18 protein-coding genes and 1 riboswitch are annotated in these 17242 nt (G+C 36.0%); of the genes, 11 read left to right on the top strand and 7 right to left on the bottom strand.

Annotated features, from left to right (window positions below):
* Positions 1–78: 78 nt before the first annotated feature.
* Entirely contained in the window at positions 79–942 is an 864-nt protein-coding gene (locus MKY26_RS22445; RefSeq protein ID WP_095370290.1) for an aminoglycoside phosphotransferase family protein, read from the bottom strand.
* Between the two features lie 89 nt (positions 943–1031).
* On the opposite strand from MKY26_RS22445, the gene MKY26_RS22440 reads away from it, so the two are divergent.
* Positions 1032–1217: a hypothetical protein gene (locus MKY26_RS22440; RefSeq protein WP_095370289.1), complete on the top strand. Its 186-nt coding sequence runs from the start codon at positions 1032–1034 to the stop codon at positions 1215–1217.
* 59 nt (positions 1218–1276) lie between these two features.
* Here the strand turns inward: MKY26_RS22440 and MKY26_RS22435 are convergent, their stop codons facing one another.
* Together MKY26_RS22435 and MKY26_RS22430 are read right to left on the bottom strand one after the other, a co-directional pair.
* Complete coding sequence (locus tag MKY26_RS22435) at positions 1277–2488, bottom strand: MFS transporter (protein WP_328200010.1); 1212 nt, start codon at positions 2486–2488, stop codon at positions 1277–1279.
* A gap of 16 nt (positions 2489–2504) precedes the next feature.
* On the bottom strand, positions 2505–2948 hold the full coding sequence (locus tag MKY26_RS22430; protein WP_224934930.1) for a MarR family winged helix-turn-helix transcriptional regulator: 444 nt from the start codon (positions 2946–2948) through the stop codon (positions 2505–2507).
* A gap of 228 nt (positions 2949–3176) precedes the next feature.
* Positions 3177–3379, top strand: a riboswitch (cobalamin riboswitch).
* 163 nt (positions 3380–3542) lie between these two features.
* On the opposite strand from MKY26_RS22430, the gene MKY26_RS22425 reads away from it, so the two are divergent.
* From MKY26_RS22425 to MKY26_RS22405, 5 genes are all read left to right on the top strand, one after another.
* Positions 3543–3818, top strand: coding sequence for a hypothetical protein (locus MKY26_RS22425; RefSeq protein WP_307317097.1), 276 nt, complete (start codon positions 3543–3545; stop codon positions 3816–3818).
* On the top strand, positions 3763–4884 hold the full coding sequence (gene mmgD, locus MKY26_RS22420) for a citrate synthase (protein WP_341052718.1): 1122 nt from the start codon (positions 3763–3765) through the stop codon (positions 4882–4884). The genes MKY26_RS22425 and mmgD overlap by 56 nt, the downstream gene beginning before the upstream one ends.
* Before the next feature lie 16 nt (positions 4885–4900).
* The gene (locus tag MKY26_RS22415) at positions 4901–6340 is read left to right on the top strand and encodes a bifunctional 2-methylcitrate dehydratase/aconitate hydratase (protein ID WP_095370284.1); all 1440 of its coding nucleotides are present in this window, start codon (positions 4901–4903) and stop codon (positions 6338–6340) included.
* A 13-nt stretch (positions 6341–6353) separates the two neighbouring features.
* A complete protein-coding gene (prpB, locus tag MKY26_RS22410) occupies positions 6354–7259 on the top strand; it encodes a methylisocitrate lyase (protein WP_095370283.1) in 906 nt (301 codons plus the stop codon).
* Between the two features lie 82 nt (positions 7260–7341).
* Positions 7342–7752, top strand: coding sequence for a MarR family transcriptional regulator (locus MKY26_RS22405; RefSeq protein ID WP_095370282.1), 411 nt, complete (start codon positions 7342–7344; stop codon positions 7750–7752).
* 31 nt (positions 7753–7783) lie between these two features.
* Here the strand turns inward: MKY26_RS22405 and MKY26_RS22400 are convergent, their stop codons facing one another.
* Positions 7784–8287, bottom strand: a complete 504-nt coding sequence (locus MKY26_RS22400; RefSeq protein ID WP_233435300.1) for a hypothetical protein — start codon at positions 8285–8287, stop codon at positions 7784–7786.
* Positions 8288–8426: 139 nt separating this feature from the next.
* Between MKY26_RS22400 and MKY26_RS22395 the strand changes: the two genes are divergently transcribed.
* The 3 genes from MKY26_RS22395 (at position 8427) to MKY26_RS22385 (ending at position 12042) form a co-directional block, all read left to right on the top strand.
* Positions 8427–9341, top strand: coding sequence for an NADP-dependent oxidoreductase (locus MKY26_RS22395; protein WP_341099277.1), 915 nt, complete (start codon positions 8427–8429; stop codon positions 9339–9341).
* A gap of 132 nt (positions 9342–9473) precedes the next feature.
* Complete coding sequence (locus MKY26_RS22390; RefSeq protein WP_341099276.1) at positions 9474–10544, top strand: threonine aldolase family protein; 1071 nt, start codon at positions 9474–9476, stop codon at positions 10542–10544.
* Positions 10545–10926: 382 nt separating this feature from the next.
* Positions 10927–12042 (top strand): NAD(P)/FAD-dependent oxidoreductase, encoded by a 1116-nt coding sequence (locus tag MKY26_RS22385; RefSeq protein ID WP_341099274.1) that lies wholly within the window; start codon positions 10927–10929, stop codon positions 12040–12042.
* 371 nt (positions 12043–12413) lie between these two features.
* Here the strand turns inward: MKY26_RS22385 and MKY26_RS22380 are convergent, their stop codons facing one another.
* Together MKY26_RS22380 and MKY26_RS22375 are read right to left on the bottom strand one after the other, a co-directional pair.
* A complete protein-coding gene (locus MKY26_RS22380; protein ID WP_095370280.1) occupies positions 12414–13601 on the bottom strand; it encodes a hypothetical protein in 1188 nt (395 codons plus the stop codon).
* 23 nt (positions 13602–13624) lie between these two features.
* Positions 13625–13816, bottom strand: a complete 192-nt coding sequence (locus tag MKY26_RS22375) for a hypothetical protein (protein ID WP_095370279.1) — start codon at positions 13814–13816, stop codon at positions 13625–13627.
* A 233-nt stretch (positions 13817–14049) separates the two neighbouring features.
* On the opposite strand from MKY26_RS22375, the gene cyoE reads away from it, so the two are divergent.
* On the top strand, positions 14050–14970 hold the full coding sequence (cyoE, locus tag MKY26_RS22370; protein ID WP_307317071.1) for a heme o synthase: 921 nt from the start codon (positions 14050–14052) through the stop codon (positions 14968–14970).
* A 558-nt stretch (positions 14971–15528) separates the two neighbouring features.
* Here cyoE and MKY26_RS22365 read toward each other — a convergent pair.
* A complete protein-coding gene (locus MKY26_RS22365) occupies positions 15529–16134 on the bottom strand; it encodes a TetR/AcrR family transcriptional regulator (RefSeq protein WP_233435297.1) in 606 nt (201 codons plus the stop codon).
* 189 nt (positions 16135–16323) lie between these two features.
* Between MKY26_RS22365 and MKY26_RS22360 the strand changes: the two genes are divergently transcribed.
* Entirely contained in the window at positions 16324–17085 is a 762-nt protein-coding gene (locus MKY26_RS22360; protein WP_095370277.1) for an SDR family oxidoreductase, read from the top strand.
* Positions 17086–17242 lie beyond the last annotated feature (157 nt).

The following is a 17242-nucleotide window of genomic DNA, read 5'->3' as shown; positions in this document are numbered from 1 at the left end:
GTAATAATAAGCAAGAAACCGGACAAAATTATATGGATTTGTCCGGTTTCTAATAATAGTTGTAGAATACTGTTAAACTTATCTGTGCATAATTTGTATTTTGGTCATTCCTGTACTTATGGATTGTCGAACAACTTTTTCATCCTGGTCATTGACGTTTTTCAACCATTTGTGAAATATTGGTTGTAAGCCGTAAAAGGAAGTGACTCTTCTATACATTTCATCTTTATTGAATTTTGTTTGATAAGATGCGAGAGCTTCTTTGGTGAATTGATCTCCGAAATCCCAATATAGCCCTGCAAAGTCAAACGCCGGGTCCCCTATTTGCGTATCTGTAAAGTCTATAATTCCTGATATTTCCTTTTTGCTTGGATGATAAAGGATATTGGCACTTGTTAGATCACCATGAATCACCACTTTTGCTTCTTTAAATTTTGACACCGCTAAAAACATTTTATCAATTTCTTCTTTTTCTGCGTCTTTTAAGAACGGAAATATTTTTTTAATCAGGGCTTGATGTAATTGCGCCCAATAATTTTCACTATGTAGTTCTTCTATGTTACATTTCTTTGCTTCATCTATATCCAGACGATGTAATTCTGTAAGAAATGTTCCTAGCCGCTTGGCTTCATATAAAGGAGGAGTAATCAATGAATGAGATAATGCTTGTCCTTTAATGAAGTGGTAAAAAACACCAATCATTTGTCCGTCTTTATTATAAAATGGAAGATAATTTGGTATTTCAATAATGGAAGAAAGATATGAGAGCTGGTGAAGTAGCTTTATTTCCTTTTTTATTTTCACTAATACTTGTTTTGTTTTTGGTATTCGGATGACATATGTTTGATTGACAATATAAATATGATGATCCCAACCAGAATGATTGCTTTCAATCTGTATTTCCTGAAGATGCGGGAGATGGTTTTTAATTAATTCCTTCATGGAACAGTCTCCTTTTTTATTATTTTGTATAAATCGTTTTTTTGAGGGGGAAAATAGGCGAGACATCTTATAAAAGGGGAGTGAAAGCAATGGAAAAAAAGTATGATAATCAAGTGGATGAGAAAATTATTGCTGCTCAAAATGAAGCTCAACAATACAATCAAATGGATACAGAATTAGAACAGTCAGAAGAAGTACAAGCAGCAATGGAGAAAAGTTATGAGTATGAAGTGACGAATCAACAACCGACATATGAACCGAATAAACCATTTTAATTAGAAAGAAGAGACTTCCATTACGTGGAGTCTCTTCTTTCATTATAGCATACCTTATTTTACATTGATGCTGTTTGATGTGTCTGTTTACTCCCATTATGTTCGGTTCGTCCATAAACTAAAAAGTAAAGAATAATTGAAGCAATCGACACTATCCCCATGTAAATGTATAACATACTGTAGCCAGTTATAGGAATCAGTAAACCTAATAAATAGGGTCCAAAACCTAAACCACCATCGAGAAAGATAAAGAAGGTGGAAGTAGCTAGCCCCATGCGATGGGGTGGCGTTAATTTGACCGCAATCGCTTGTGTACAAGACTGCATATTACCAAAGCCTAAGCCAATCAAAGCCCCCGCCACTAATAACATAACACCATTTGATGAATTACTAAGTAAGAATAGACCTACTCCAAATAAAATGAACGCTGGATACATCACGTAATTTGCCCCTTTGCTGTCCATTAATTTACCAGTGAAAGGACGGGATAGTAAGACAGCGATGGCATAGACAAAGAAGAAAAAGCTAGCAGCATTTACTAAGTCCTTTTCAATTGCATAAAAGTTAATAAAAGACAAGACGCTTGAATAACAAAATGCGACTGTTAATGTGACGAGTGCAATTGGAAGTGCCTTTGGTTCAATAAAGCTAGATAATTGAAAACCAGATGATTGAAATTGAGCTTTTTGATCTTCAGTTAACTCTTTCACATTCACAGTTAACCCGATAAGTAGGCCAATAATACCAAGAATCAAACAAAAAATGAAAATCGTATGAAAAGTTGTGTATTGACTCATTAACATACCGATAAAAGGTCCTATTGCTGTCGCTAAAGTATTACTCATACTAAAATAGCCGATTCCTTCACCTTTCCTTGTTTGCGGTATAACTGAAGCGACAATTGTACCACTTGCTGTACTTGCCATCCCTAATGTTAAACCGTGGATAAAGCGGGTAATAAGTAAGAAATTGACATCAATTTCAATAAAATAAAGACTTGTTGATAAACTAAATAATAGTAAGCCAATGATTAAAGTCTTCTTCCGTCCAATACGATCAATATATTTACCGATAAACAATCTTCCTACCAATGTTCCTATAATAAATATGCCAGTAACTAAGCCAGCTTGGCTGGCGGTCGCATGATGTGCTTCAACGGCATACACCGCAATCGTAACCATTAATAAATAAAACACTAATGTTAGAAAAAAGTTTACGGAAGAAACGGTGATAAAGTCCTTGGTCCATAATTTTTCTTTTGTTGAACTCATATTCTTTTCTTCCTCCTTACAAATTGCTTTTAATACTATCAAAAATACGAATACATTCTTCTTGTTCCTCAGGTGTGATTCCCTCTAATATTTCCATTTCGAACTGATCAATCGGAATGCGGATTTTTTTGTATATGCGTTCACCTTCGTTCGTTATTTTCATTTTCTTTTCACGTTTATCCATGCTTGGGATTTTTTCTACATATCCATATTCCTCAAGCTGATTTATGGTCCTCGTAACTGTTGGCTTTTCGACACCTTGATATGCAGCAATCTCTACTAAAGTTGTTGGACCAAAATGGTAGAGATAATAAAGGATTGTCCACTGTGCCCGTTGTAATTGATGTTTCGTTAATAAGCTGTTCAGTCTATTCTCAAAAGGGCGATAAAGCATCATAAAGTGATGAAAGAACCTTTGGCTAGCAATAATAATATTCACCTCATTTAAAATAGTTATCAATGGTAACTAATATACTATAACAAAAAGCCGTCTTGTCTGTCTATGGGCGATAGATTTTTTTCTGTAAAATGGTAAATGTTATGTTAAAATTGTATTTCTTTTAAGATATGTTTGTAGGCGACATTTAAATTGTTATAATAAAAAGTGTTAATTTTAAAGTGAAAAGTAGTGCGATTAAGAAAATAATTGTCAATTTTCTAAAATATTGATATATTTAAATAGAACAATTGAATATTTTCAAAAATAGGTGTAAATAGAATGCTCGCTTGTCTATTTACTTAAAAGGGAAGTACGGTTGGATTCCGTCGCTGTCCCGCAACTGTATTTGCGAGTGATATGAAAGATACCACTGTTTCCTAAAATTGGAGATGGGAAGGTTTCGTATCATGTTGACCATAAGCCAGGAGACCTGCCTGTTTAGTGTAAACATCAATTCCTACGTGGATATAGGAGGTGTTAAGTACGGGTAATGAATACATGCCAAGGTCGCATGTTTATTTTAGTATTCGTTTGAACTTAACAACTTCTTTCTAGAAGTTGTTTTTTTAATGGATTGATATGGTAAAAAGGTGAGCAAGAACGGAGGAAAAAGCTTTGTTTGGAACCGTTCCTTATTATGTGAACATAATGAAATCAACGATCATGATGAACAGCTATTCTGCTGAGAGTTATAGTTTAAAAAGAGTATTAGATCAGTATAAAGAAGACATCCGAACACTCTCTGTAGAAGAAGAGAAGATCCAAATATATTTAAGGAATGCTGAAAGGGCTTACAGCATTGTCAGGCACGATGTAATTGGATGGGAGGAAAATGATTGTGAGCATGGAGGAGAAGTATATACCAGGGTTAGAGGGAATCATAGCTTCTGAGACCAGCATCTCATTTTTAGATACTGTTCATGGAGAGATTGTCATAAAAGGTTATGACTTAATTCAACTTTCAAAAACGAAAAGCTATTTAGATATTATCCATTTACTTCTAGAAGATCAATTACCAACAGACGAGGAAAAAAATTCATTAGCTAATACGTTAAAGTCCTATTATGAAATACCAACGGCCGTAATGGAGGTTTTTACTCATTTACCAAAAGGAACACATCCAATGGATGGGCTCCGCACTGGCATCTCAAGCTTGGCTGGATATGATTCGACCTTAGATGATAGGTCGAAGCAAGCAAATAAAGAAAGAGCTTATCGTCTACTTGGCGGAGTTCCGACAATTGTAGCTAACAGTTATCGTATATTACAAGGTCTGGAGAGAATTGAACCGGATAAATCCCTATCATATAGTGCCAACTTTTTCTATATGTTAACTGGTAGAGTACCTTCCGATTTAGAAGAAAGAGTATTTGACCAATCATTACTTTTATATAGTGAACATGAAATGCCAAACTCAACATTTGCAGCAAGAGTAATTGCTTCCACGCAATCCGATCTATTTGGAGCGTTAACGGGCGCAGTTGCAAGTTTAAAAGGTAGCTTGCATGGCGGTGCAAATGAAGCGGTTATGTACATGTTGAATGAAGCGGAAAGTGTCGCTGGCGTGGAAGGTCTCTTCTATAAAAAACTATTTAAAAAAGAAAAGATTATGGGCTTTGGTCATAGAGTTTATATGAAAAAAATGGACCCAAGAGCATTAATGATGAAGGAAGCTCTACAGGAGTTATCCATACAAAATGGAGATGATTCGTTGCTTCGAAAATGTGAAGCAGGAGAAAGAATCATGGAAGTTGAGAAAGGGCTATACCCTAATTTAGATTATTATGCCGCACCGGTTTATGGCATGTTAGGAATTCCTATCCCACTTTACACACCGATTTTCTTTAGTGCAAGAACGGTTGGTTTATGTGCCCATGTCATTGAACAGCATGAAAACAACCGCTTATTTAGACCGCGGGTCATTTATTCAGGTGCACGTCATACTTTACCAAATTGAGGAGGAGTACGAGTAAATGCTGAAAACGAATGAAAAGGTTGAAACCGATGTTATTTTAACGGAAATTGCTGATTATGTATTGGATTATGAAATAACAAGTGAAGAGGCTTATCGCACGGCACATTATATCTTGCTCGATACAATTGGTTGTGGAATATTAGCGCTTGATTATCCTGAATGTACAAAACTACTTGGTCCTGTTGTGCCAGGAACGGTTGTACCTAATGGAACAAGAGTCCCTGGTACATCATTTGAATTAGACCCCATTAGAGGTGCATTTAATATTGGCTGTATGATTCGCTGGCTGGATTACAATGATACATGGTTAGCTGCTGAATGGGGGCATCCTTCTGACAACCTTGGTGGTATTTTGGCAGTTGCAGATTATTTAAGTAGGCAACGTCTTTCAGTTGGTAAAGAGCCAGTTAAAATGATTGAAGTCCTGGAAATGATGATCAAGGCTCATGAAATTCAAGGAATATTAGCGCTAGATAATAGTTTAAATCGCGTGGGTTTAGATCATGTACTGTTTGTTAAAGTGGCAACAACTGCTGTTACGGCAAAGATGCTTGGTGCAACAAAAGAAGAGGTGATTCATGCATTATCACTTGCATGGGTGGATAATTCTGCATTAAGGACATATCGTCATGCGCCAAATACGGGTTCAAGAAAATCATGGGCTGCTGGAGATGCGACAAGTAGGGGTGTTCAGTTAGCTATGATGGCTGTGAAAGGTGAAATGGGCTATAACAGTGTCTTATCTGCACCTAACTGGGGATTTGAAGACGTTCTGTTTAAAGGGCAAAAACTTACCCTACAAAGAGAGTTAAGTGCTTATGTAATGGAAAATGTGTTATTCAAAGTTTCTTATCCGGCAGAATTTCACGCGCAAACTGCAGCGGAGTGTGCCGTTTCACTTCATCAAAATGGCGATGTGGGTGATTTAAACGATATCGATCGAATTACGATTACCACACATGAATCAGCGATTAGGATTATCGATAAAACAGGTCCATTACATAATCCAGCTGACCGCGATCACTGTATTCAGTACATTACAGCTATTGGTTTATTAAAAGGAAATATTCGCGCTGAGGATTATGAGGATGATGTAGCTAGCGACCCCCGAGTAGACACCTTACGAGAGAAGATGGAGGTAGTGGAAGATCTGCAATACTCGAAGGATTATTTAGATCCGAACAAGCGCTCAATCGCTAATGCAGTTCAAATCCATTATAAGGATGGAACTTCTTCTGAGAAGATTGAATGTGAATATCCATTAGGTCATCGATTCCGCCGTGACGAAGCGATTCCAAAAGTATTGCAGAAATTCGAGTATAATATTAAAACTCATTTTTCAAACAAGGCACAAAAAAGCATTGCTGGAGCTATTTCCGATCAAGAAACGTTAAAAGAGATGGCAGTAAATGAATTTATGAATTTATTCTTAATCTAGGAGGGGATGCAAGATGGCATGGATTGTTCATAAACCTGTGACTCAACAAGATTTAGCTGAGCAATTTCGTTCAAAAATGCTAGATAAGAATATATTGCAAATACCTGGGGCGCATGATGCAATGGCAGGCTTAATGGCAAAACAAGCAGGCTTTCATGCTCTGTACTTATCAGGCGCTGCATATACGGCAAGTAAAGGACTGCCAGACTTAGGTATGGTTACATCTACTGAGATGGCAGAAAGGGCGAAAGAAATTATTCGAGCAACTAATTTGCCATTACTTGTTGATATTGATACAGGGTTCGGTGGGATATTAAATGCGGCAAGAACAGCTGTAGAAATGCAAGAAGCTGGAGTGGCTGCTGTGCAGATAGAGGATCAAAAGTTACCGAAAAAATGTGGCCATTTAAATGGAAAACAGCTTGTAACATCAGAAGAAATGATACAAAAAATTAGAGTAATTAAAGAAGTTGCCCCTCATCTAATGATAATAGCAAGAACAGACGCACGAGCGGTGGAAGGACTTGATGAAGCGATTGAACGAGCGAAAGCATATGCAGAAGCTGGAGCGGACGCTATTTTCCCAGAAGCATTAAAAACGGAAGAAGAGTTTAGTCTATTTTCACAAGCGATTTCAATTCCTTTACTAGCAAATATGACTGAATTTGGTCAGACACCTTACTACTCAGCGGATGAATTTTCACAAATGGGCTTTCAAATGGTTATCTACCCTGTTACTTCATTAAGAGTGGCAGCGAAGGCATATGAAAACGTTTTTAATATCATTAAAGAAACAGGGTCACAAAAAGATGCACTTGCTAATATGCAAACAAGAAAAGAACTATATCAAACAATCAGCTATGATGATTTTGAAGAATTAGATGATACATTAGCAAAAACTATATTGACAGAAGAATAATTGTATAGGCGTTCGGTTATACAGCCGAGCGTCAACCTTCCTTAATTATTTTACTTCATAAAAGATTAGGAGAAATGAAAAAATGAACGCAAGGAATGAAATAATTATACAGCACCTAATTGGGGAAATGGCCAGTAATAAATACTTTATTAATGTGTTATTGCATAAACAAGAAACGCTCAATGATAACCTTATTTGGCTTATGATGAAGTTGAAAAAGCGTGGTGAAATGAAAATCACGGATATCTCTACAGATTTCTATATGTCCCCAGCAGCTGCAACGAATATGAGTGATAAATTAAAGGTACTTGGTTTTGTAACTAAAAGTAGAGCACATAATGACCGTCGAATTGTTAGTGTTCGTTTAACACAAGAGGGAGCGGCCTATATTAATGCCTTATTTAATACTTATTCGTATGAACAATTATGTTCTCTTCAACAGCAAATATCTACCATCAATACTTCTCTTGAAAAAATAGCAAAAATTATCTAATGCTTTTTTTCCCGAATAAAAGAGGATAAGGTCATTTAACAGTAGGTTCTGTTTTACTCACCTTATCCATTTTTATATATTCTTTCGGATATCGTTCATATAATACTTGAAAGCCATAATTAATTAATGCATAGGCGAAGGCAGAAATAAATAATGAAAATGATGTGAATTTATACAGTTTATAATGACCAATTTTTTGAAAGAAAGCATTGAAAGGATAGGCAAATAAAAGGTCAATAATTAGATTAAGACCGACATATCGAAAAAACTTCCCGTATGTTAAATGGAACACCCAAATATTAATTGTGAATAAGGGTCCCAATATAAAGGCAATTGAATCATAAAGCATGTATTTCTTTCCGCCCTTTACCCTCCACCATTTAAAAACAAACGAAAATAATGTTTCAATTAAAAGGATGCAAGAGCAAAATAAAGTAACAGGAAGAAACCTTTTAATTGATTTACCAGGAATAAAAAACATCGTTCCCCATAAGATGATGGCATTAAATACACGAAAGAAATTAGCTGCACTCAAGTTTACCCTCCTCTAAAAACATTATTATCATTAGAATGTGATACATCAATAAAATTATGTGTGCAAGATGTATTTTTAAGAATATATCTAGTTGGTAAAAATGAACAATATAAACAGTAATAATAAGCGGAGGCATTCTATGAAAGGAATTGGCATTCTTCAATATGGCGATATTCACCAATTACGTGAAATTGTATTAGTAACACCACCAGTTGGTGATGACGAGATATTAATTCAAATAAAAGCGAGTGGCGTGTTAGAGAGTGACTGGCAATTAAGGTCGGGGCAACGTTTGAGTGACAATCTTAACTTACCGGTCATTCTAGGAAGTTCGGGAGCCGGAATCATTAAAGCAATTGGAAAAGACGTCTCCCAGTTCAAAGCTGGTGACAAAGTTTTCTTTCTAACAACTATTTCTACATATGGGACATATGCCAACGAAACGTTAGTACCATCATCTAATGTTTGTCTCATGCCTAATAATTTAACATTTATTGAATCGGCTGCTCTATTAGAAAGTAGTATAGCGGCATGGCAAGCAACAGTTGAGGGGAGGGTGAGGGAAGGAAGCCATGTTCTAATCTTAGGTAGTCAAACGAATGTAGGTTTGATGCTCATTCAATTATTAAGGGCAATGGGCACAGTGGTAGGCATACTTTCCGAAGATGTAAAGCAGAAAGATGTCATTCATATTGATGGGGATTGTCTGAATCCTATTCATAAGCAACAACGCTTTGATCTACTAATTGATACAATTGGACAAGGCTATCCATATTTAAGTGCGTTAAGGTGGTTGAAGCCAGAAGCAGAAGTGCTAAAATTCACAAAACCGAAATTTCAAGTCGTTGATAAAGAATGTTTGTCAATAAGATATATTACTACATATTCAATTAAGAAGGGGTTAGAAGAGATAAAACAATTAGTAGAAAAAGGTAATCTAACCCCAGTTTTGGCGCATGTGTATCCGTTGAATATTGAAGGTATACAAAAAGCCCACATAAAAAAACAATATGGTCACTGTCAGGGGGAAATTGTTGTCTGCCATCGAGGATAAAAGTAGTTAAGATTTTTTAGAGTTTGATAAAATAACTACAATCATTTCGTAACGCGAAGTTTTCTGCCTACCAATCACCTCTAGGCATGTTATAATAATTCATGAAAATTCAGAATAAGGAGGTCGCTACCTTTGACACTATTGCAAGATATTTATCAAAAATCACTCTATACTTTAAGCGGTCATGGAGTGCGACAAGTGGAAGTGCTTAAAGAAGCCTTCCGTCATGTACCAGAAGATGTCACTAGCGATTTTTACGGGGAAGGTCAAATCATTGCAGAATTTGAAAAAAAGATGGCAACATTATTAGGAAAAGAAAAAGCAGTCTTCTTTCCGAGTGGAACAATGGCGCAACAAATTGCTCTGAGAATCTGGAGTGATAAAAAACAATCAAAAAAAATTGCCTATCATCCATTATGCCACCTAGAAATTCATGAACAAGATGGCCCTAAGATGCTACACGAGTTTGATGTAACATTCGTCAGTGAAGAAAGTAGACCTGTAGGCTATGAAGAGATTAGTCACTTAGATGAGTCGTTCGCTGCATTGTTATTAGAGTTGCCGCAAAGAGAAATAGGCGGGTCCGTACCCCTATTTTCAGAACTTCTGCAAATGGCGAATCATTGCCGCGAGAATAATATTAAACTACATTTAGATGGTGCGAGATTATTAGAAGTGCTTCCTTATTATGAAAAGAGCGCAGAAGAAATAAGTGCATTATTTGACAGTGTATATCTTTCTTTTTATAAAGGTGTAGGTGGGATAGCTGGAGCAATTTTAGCAGGTGATGAGTCTTTTATTGAAGAAGCAAAGATTTGGAAAAAAAGGTTCGGCGGAGATCTCATTAGTCTTTACCCTTATATCATTCCAGCAGACTATTATTATGAAAAAAGAAAAGATAAAATGAAGCGATATTATGAAATATCACGATTCTTCGCTGTGCGATTTAATCAAATAAATGGTTTATATACAAAACCAAAAATACCCCAATCAAATATGTTCCATCTTTATTTTGAAAAAGACATCGAGGATATAGAACAATTGTTGAAATTGGTGTATGAGGAATGTGGTGTGGGTATCACATCTAGAGTTCAAAAGAAAGATAACGAGTATTTTGCTGAAATTAGTTTTGGTGATGCAGTTACGGTTATACCAGAAACAGTAATAGAAAAAATGTTTTTAACAATCAAACAAAATATATAATTCTTATTCATAGAATGAGAGAAAAAAATATATGCAGGAAATCAAAAAGCTGCTTATGCAGGCTATTAGGAAGAAATATTGATGACTCCCTTTTAGGAAAAATATAGAAATGCAAGAGGCGATAGATATGAGAAGAAAGACAATGCTATCAAAGTACTGAAAGGTGAGTTTTCTGAAAAGTAAGCTTATCAAGATCGAAAATAAAAAGATGAGAAGGATAAGTAGAACTTTAAAAGATATCAATGGACATTCCTCCTTCTATAAAATTTGTAATGGACCTCTGAAGTAGCCTTTATATTAGTATATGTATACATAGTGAATCCTCTCAAAAAAAGGGTGCCGTTCATAAAAAAACGGCAAATATCACAGTTTGATTAAGGAGATGTTAACAATTAAGGTGATCATTATCGGATCAGGCATAGTTGGAGCGAGTGCTGCTTATCATTTAAGTAGAAACGGCATCGATGTTACTGTAATTGATGCGAACCATGAAGGTAGGGCATCTGCTGCAGGAGCTGGAATTGTTTGTCCATGGATTACTCATCATAAACATCCAGATTGGTATACATTGGCTCGAAGGGGAGCTTTGTATTATGGAGAGCTCACTAAAGAATTAGAAAATGATGGTGAATGGGATATAGGATATAAACAGGTTGGTGCACTGGCAATAAGCAAAGAGGATGAGGTAATAAAACAATTTCAAGCGGAGGCAATGAGCAAACGAGCTGCGGCTACGCCTGAGGTAGGAGATATTAAGCGCTTATCAGGGGAGGAAGCACGAGGTTTATTCCCGCTATTGAATATAGAATATCAAGCACTTTATGTGAGTGGGGGAGCTAGAGTGGATGCACATTTACTTTGTCAAGCGATGCAAAGAGCGTCTTCCTTACATGGGGCTCAATTTGTAGAAGGCAAAGCAAGTCTTACTCTAAAGAATGGGCATGTAGTTGGTGCAGAGGTAAATGGAGAATTATATGCGTGTGACCAAATCATTGTAACGACTGGCGCATGGACAAATGAGTTTCTTTCACCCCTTCATTGTTCTATTGCTATTAAACCACAACGTGGGCAAATTATTCATTTCGGTGTAAAGGAACATATTACTTCAGACTGGCCAGTTGTTATACCGGATTCTAGTTACTATATGCTTGCCTTTGATGATCAAAGAATCGTTGTAGGTGCAACGAGAGAAGCGGGGGCAGGATTTGATTATCGATTGACAGCTGGAGGAGTGAAAGAAGTAATTGAAGCAGGACTGGAGATGGCAGCATCATTAGAAAATAGTTCAATTTCCGAGATGCGTGTAGGTTTTAGACCAATGGGACCCGACACCCTTCCGTTATTAGGTAAACTGCAAGGACATCATAATGTCACTATAGCCACAGGCTTGGGGCCGTCGGGGATAACAATGGGTCCTTATATAGGCGTAGTAGCTAGTGAAATCGCTTTGAATCATACTTTACCATTTGATCTTACTCCTTATGACCCCTTAAGATAATGAATGATGTTTTGCCTTGGTCATTGATACCAAGGCAATTATTTTTGGAAAGGATGAGGTTTGTGATTTATAAAAAAGAGATAAAGGGTCAGGTTATAGAAGTGAAAATGGAATGGCCGTAAAAGTAGAAGTGTCGCTTGAAATAATCTCAATGTAATCTGCCGTTCATTGTAAGTGGAAATTGATTACGTGAAAATATAAAACAGATGTATATCTTACTCAAGAAGAAAAAAAAAGGGAGAATTGTAGCTAAAAAGAAGATCCGAGCAGAAAAAAATTAGGCGTCATTCGCTAAGGAAAAACGCGCTAAAGATGATATGGGATAAGGGGAAGGAAATTCTCCAAAACTATGTTCAATATTGATTCATAGGTTAATTACTTAATATGATATAGATGTTATTACCCACTTGCTTGATCTCTCCCAAAAAATGGCCAATCCCTTCTATAAAGATGCCATCTATTGTCTGTTCCGGAGGGTGATTAATGACAAATTGTAGCTGTAACACATCGTTTAATCTATTTTCTGTTAAGGCTAATACAGGTCGTGAAAAATATATGGACTGCTCTTGAAGACGTATGGTCATACCGTTTTTATGAAGGAAGTTTTTATGCGATTGTATGGTATTCATAGGGTCAAATTGTTGAATCCTTCCTTTGCCTATCAGTGTTAGAAGGAACCCATTTGTTTTTTTAAAACTGCTAATTTCAAGCTCTTTATTCATTTCAGCTTCCTGAATAAGATCGTCTAAGGAAAATGGCAGATGCATTTTCTTTGGTGCTCTAGCTATTGGTTCAAATTCTTTTTGTAAGATTTCATAAATAGTTAGTTGATGTTCGAATAATTCTTCTTTCCATTGTGGAGAGAATTTCTCAAGTAATAAACAAAGAGCTAAACCTGAGGGATAGCAACTATGTCTTATTCTATTTGTCATAATAGAGTAGTCTGTTAATGACTTAATATAACGCTCAAGTACCAGTTCATCTGTTTGGTTGACGATATCTTTATATGCAAGGAATTCGATAAAAAACGCCGGTCCTTCAATTGTTTCAATACGGCTTTCATACTGTACCAACTCATTGTACTGCTCTTTTCTTTTTTCTCGCCAATATATGAAGGCTTGAATCGCTTCTCTTTGTCTATTGATATTAGTAATACGTAATGCGTGGTTAAGACACTCTCTTTCTTGGATTCTCCATTGAATATTTTCTCTTTCAAGAGGATAAGCAATTCCTACTAATTCATTGGGAAAACGCTTTTCTTTCTTATGATATTGATGGCAATGAAAAAGCTCATGAATAAGGGTGGCGTATACTTCCTCTTTATTAAGATTATTTATGTCGACAATGGCTGTTACTTCATTTTCGAAAATTATTGAGGTAGAGCCCGTAAATTGATTGTTCCATGGGAGTATGACTTCTTGACCATTAAAATGCGGATGATGATATAAACAAACAGACTCATGATCATAATAGGCATAAGGTGAAGCGATAAAATGTGGCCAATAGTTTGGGAGCATTGTATGAATGGTAGTCACTTCAGTTAATTGTTGGTTGATCATAATCATCTCCTTCATTAGAAGTATTAGTAAATGATAATATATAAACCTAGTGCAATAATAGATAGGATAATCAGGATAATATATATAAGTGAAAGGTTTCTACTGTTTTTCTTTGTAGAAGATCGATAATTGTCATCACTGCGACTTGTCAATAACAAAGTACCAACAATAGCAACAATGAGTAAAAAGATTATAATGCCGTATAATACAGTCATGAGGTTCTCCTTTTCTCATACTTATTCAATCATCTAGGGGTATCTAGTCAAATGTCTTTCTTATGATTATAATGGAAGAGGTTGTATTTTTATAGCTATAGATTGTCACTTCTTTTTGAAGATATTGTGAAAAGGTTTACTTAAAAAGTTATAAATACTTTTTTAGTGTTACAATATAATTGAAATTTCTTATGGAAGGGAAAGTTCCTCTTGTTATGGAGAAAGGTATTAGCATGAATAATTCAATGCAGCAACTCGAAAAGCGTCAACCAATTACAAGAATTCTAGCTGCTACCATTAAAACAGGGATTATTAAATCCAATTTGTTTCCGATGTTCGCAGGGTTAACGCTAGCCTTATATACGTATGATTATAGTATTTTAGACAAAATACCAGCAATATTATTTGCCTTATTTGGCTCTATTTTTATTATCGGCTCTGCCGGTGCCTTCAATAATATTTATGATAGAGATATTGACTCTATCATGGAGCGTACGAAGACTAGACCAACAGTAACAGGAGATATCACTACTAAATCAGTGTTAATTCTAGCGACAGTGATGGGATTAGTAGGTATTATTTTGTTATCATTAGCAACTCCGCTAGCAGGATTGCTCGGTTTTTTAGGTTGGTTTTTTTATGTTGTACCTTATACTATGTGGACAAAAAGAAGAACCATTTATAATACGGAAGTTGGGAGTATCTCCGGAGCAATGCCTCCTTTAATTGGATGGGCTGCTATTCATCCAGATATTTTACACCCGGCAATATTAGGCTTGTTCGTCATTCAAGTTATTTGGCAAATGCCACATTTTTATGCGATTGCCATTCGTAAACATGATGACTATAAAGCGGCAAATGTTCCGATGTTACCTGTTGTAAAAGGAATACGTCGCACCTATTTACAGACAAATGTCTATCTTGTTTTGTTAATTTTAACAAGCTTTTTATTTTGGCCATTAAGCCCTGGGTTAACGCTTGTATCATTGTTACTTGGTATTGGTTGGTTAATTCTTAGTATCTATGGTTATAAGAAGATGGATCCGAAGAAATGGGCAAACGCTTTATTCGCCTATTCACTTATCCATATGACAGTCCTTTTTTCAACGGTAATTATTTATTCTTTAGTAGGGATTATTTTTAATTTGAAGTAATTAAGTATGCGATCTTAGCATCATTTGAACTCGAACAATACAGTGTTCGAGTTTTTTTATTTGCTGTGCAAGTTGGGCAGTGGGCAGTTCGATGTTTGTTCTTTCCAGTTCGCATTTAGTGCATGTGATGATGATCAGAATAGGGGGGGGAGCGTGTCAAAAATTCATGTCGATGGTGAAAATTGATTGGAAAAGGTAAGAACCGCGTCAAAAACCCGTGTCGAGAGAAAAATTTGATAGGAAAAGGTAAGAACCGCGTCAAAAATCCATGTCGAGGGTAAAATTTGATAGGAAAAGGTAAGAACCGCGTCAAAAATCCGTGTCGAGAGAAAAATTTGATAGGAAAAGGTAAGAAACGCGTCAAAAATCCATGACGGTAGAAAAAATTAATTGGATACCTGACGAGTAGGCGACTAAAAGTAGTGTCAAGTCGCCGAGTTATTTTCTTTAACCATTATTTATAGATCAGATGCTACCGGATCCTTCAGGTGAGCGAATTGAATTTTTCATCAATACATGGTTAATGGCGTAAAAGTAGCGCCCTGACTTCCGAATGTTTTAAGGTTTTCTTTCTTCCTTCTGTTTAATATTAACGATTGGCAGCTTAGAGGTATAATTCAGCATTTCTATCAACTGTTCCGTCATATGAGTCGGACTATATTTAAAGCCTCCTTTTACCCAGGAAATAATAAGTCCATAGAGGCCATATACATGATAGTTTGTTAATAATTCATGATTAATGGCATTTGGGATATGATCAAAGCCAATTTCATCATAGGAAAGCTGTGTTAAAACGGAAATAATCTTATCTTGAAATCCGGAGAGTGCGTGAGAATGAATCATAACTGAATAGAAACTTCCGTATTGATATACATGTTCAAAAATCTTTACACTTGATGTTGTTAAATTTTCAATATGTAATTTTCCAATGCCGATATATGGTTCGCGATAGCTCCGAATAAGGTCATCTAGTATATCGTTAGTTAATTCTTCCAATAATTCTTCTTTCGTCTGAAAATGTTTATAAAAGGTGCCGCGATTTAAATCCGCTTTTTGTACAAGGTCAGTCACTGTGATTTTTTCAAACTCTTTTTCAGCCATTAGAGTAATAAGAGCATCTTTTAGCCCTTTTTTAGATTTATGAATTCTTCGATCATTTTTCATCAACAATTCACCTTCCCTTTGTTGATTAACTTTTATTAATATACAAGTGATAGCCAATGTATTTATTATTGAACAAATGCTATCTGTTTTGCATATTGTTACTTAAATTATAGAAGATTAAACTGAAAGAGTACAAACTATTTTGATAGCGCTTTAATGAAAGTGCATAAATGAAAGGGGTAATTTTCTATGAAACTAAAAGATCAAGTAGCCATTGTAACAGGTGCAGCATCTGGTATGGGAAAAGCAATTGCTGAGTTATACGCAAAAGAAGGTGCAAAAGTGGTTGCAGCCGATTTAAATAAAGAGGGTGTAGAAGCAGTTGTGGACACCATTAAATCAAATGGTGGTCAAGCAATAGCTCTTAGTGTGAATATTGCTAAATTAGATGAAGTTGAAGGAATGATTGATGCTGCGGTAAAAGAATTCGGTACGTTAGATATTCTAGTCAATAATGCAGGTATCATGGATGCAATGGAACCTGTAGGAGATATTACAGATGAAAAATGGGATCTTATCTTTGATATCAATACAAAAGGTGTGATGCGAGCTATGCGCAAAGCTATTCCGATTTTCCTCGAAAAAGGAAAAGGCGTGATTGTAAACACAGCTTCAACAGGTGGTTTAAACGGTGCGCATGCTGGTGCAGCTTACGGTGCATCTAAGCATGCAGTTGTTGGCTTAACAAAAAACACTGGTTTCATGTATGCAAAAGAAGGAATCCGTTGTAATGCTATTGCACCGGGTGGGGTGGCAACAAATATTGCGTCAGCCTTAAAACAACCAAATGAATTCGGAATGAGTCGTACAAGTTTAGCGTCTGCAGTCATGCCACGTGTTGGTACGCCGGAAGAAATTGCGAAAGTGGCTTTATTCTTAGCTTCGGATGAATCTAGCTTCGTGAATGGTACGGTCATTACTGCTGATGCTGGTTGGACAGCAGCATTCTAATATACTATTGATATTAATGGATATAATACTTGTTTAAAGAGGATAGTTGAGTATAGAAAATATGCTCAATCTATCCTCCCTTTGTACAACAAATGGCCTCATTTACAATAACAACCAAAATCATTTATGGTTGTACTAACGCTGTCTGTTGTTGGAG

The organism is Cytobacillus sp. FSL R7-0680 (assembly GCF_038009245.1).
Classification (GTDB): Bacteria; Bacillota; Bacilli; order Bacillales; family Cytobacillaceae; genus Cytobacillus; species Cytobacillus kochii.
Note: the sequence above shows the minus strand (reverse complement) of the source record. Positions and strands in the feature narration are given on the sequence as shown.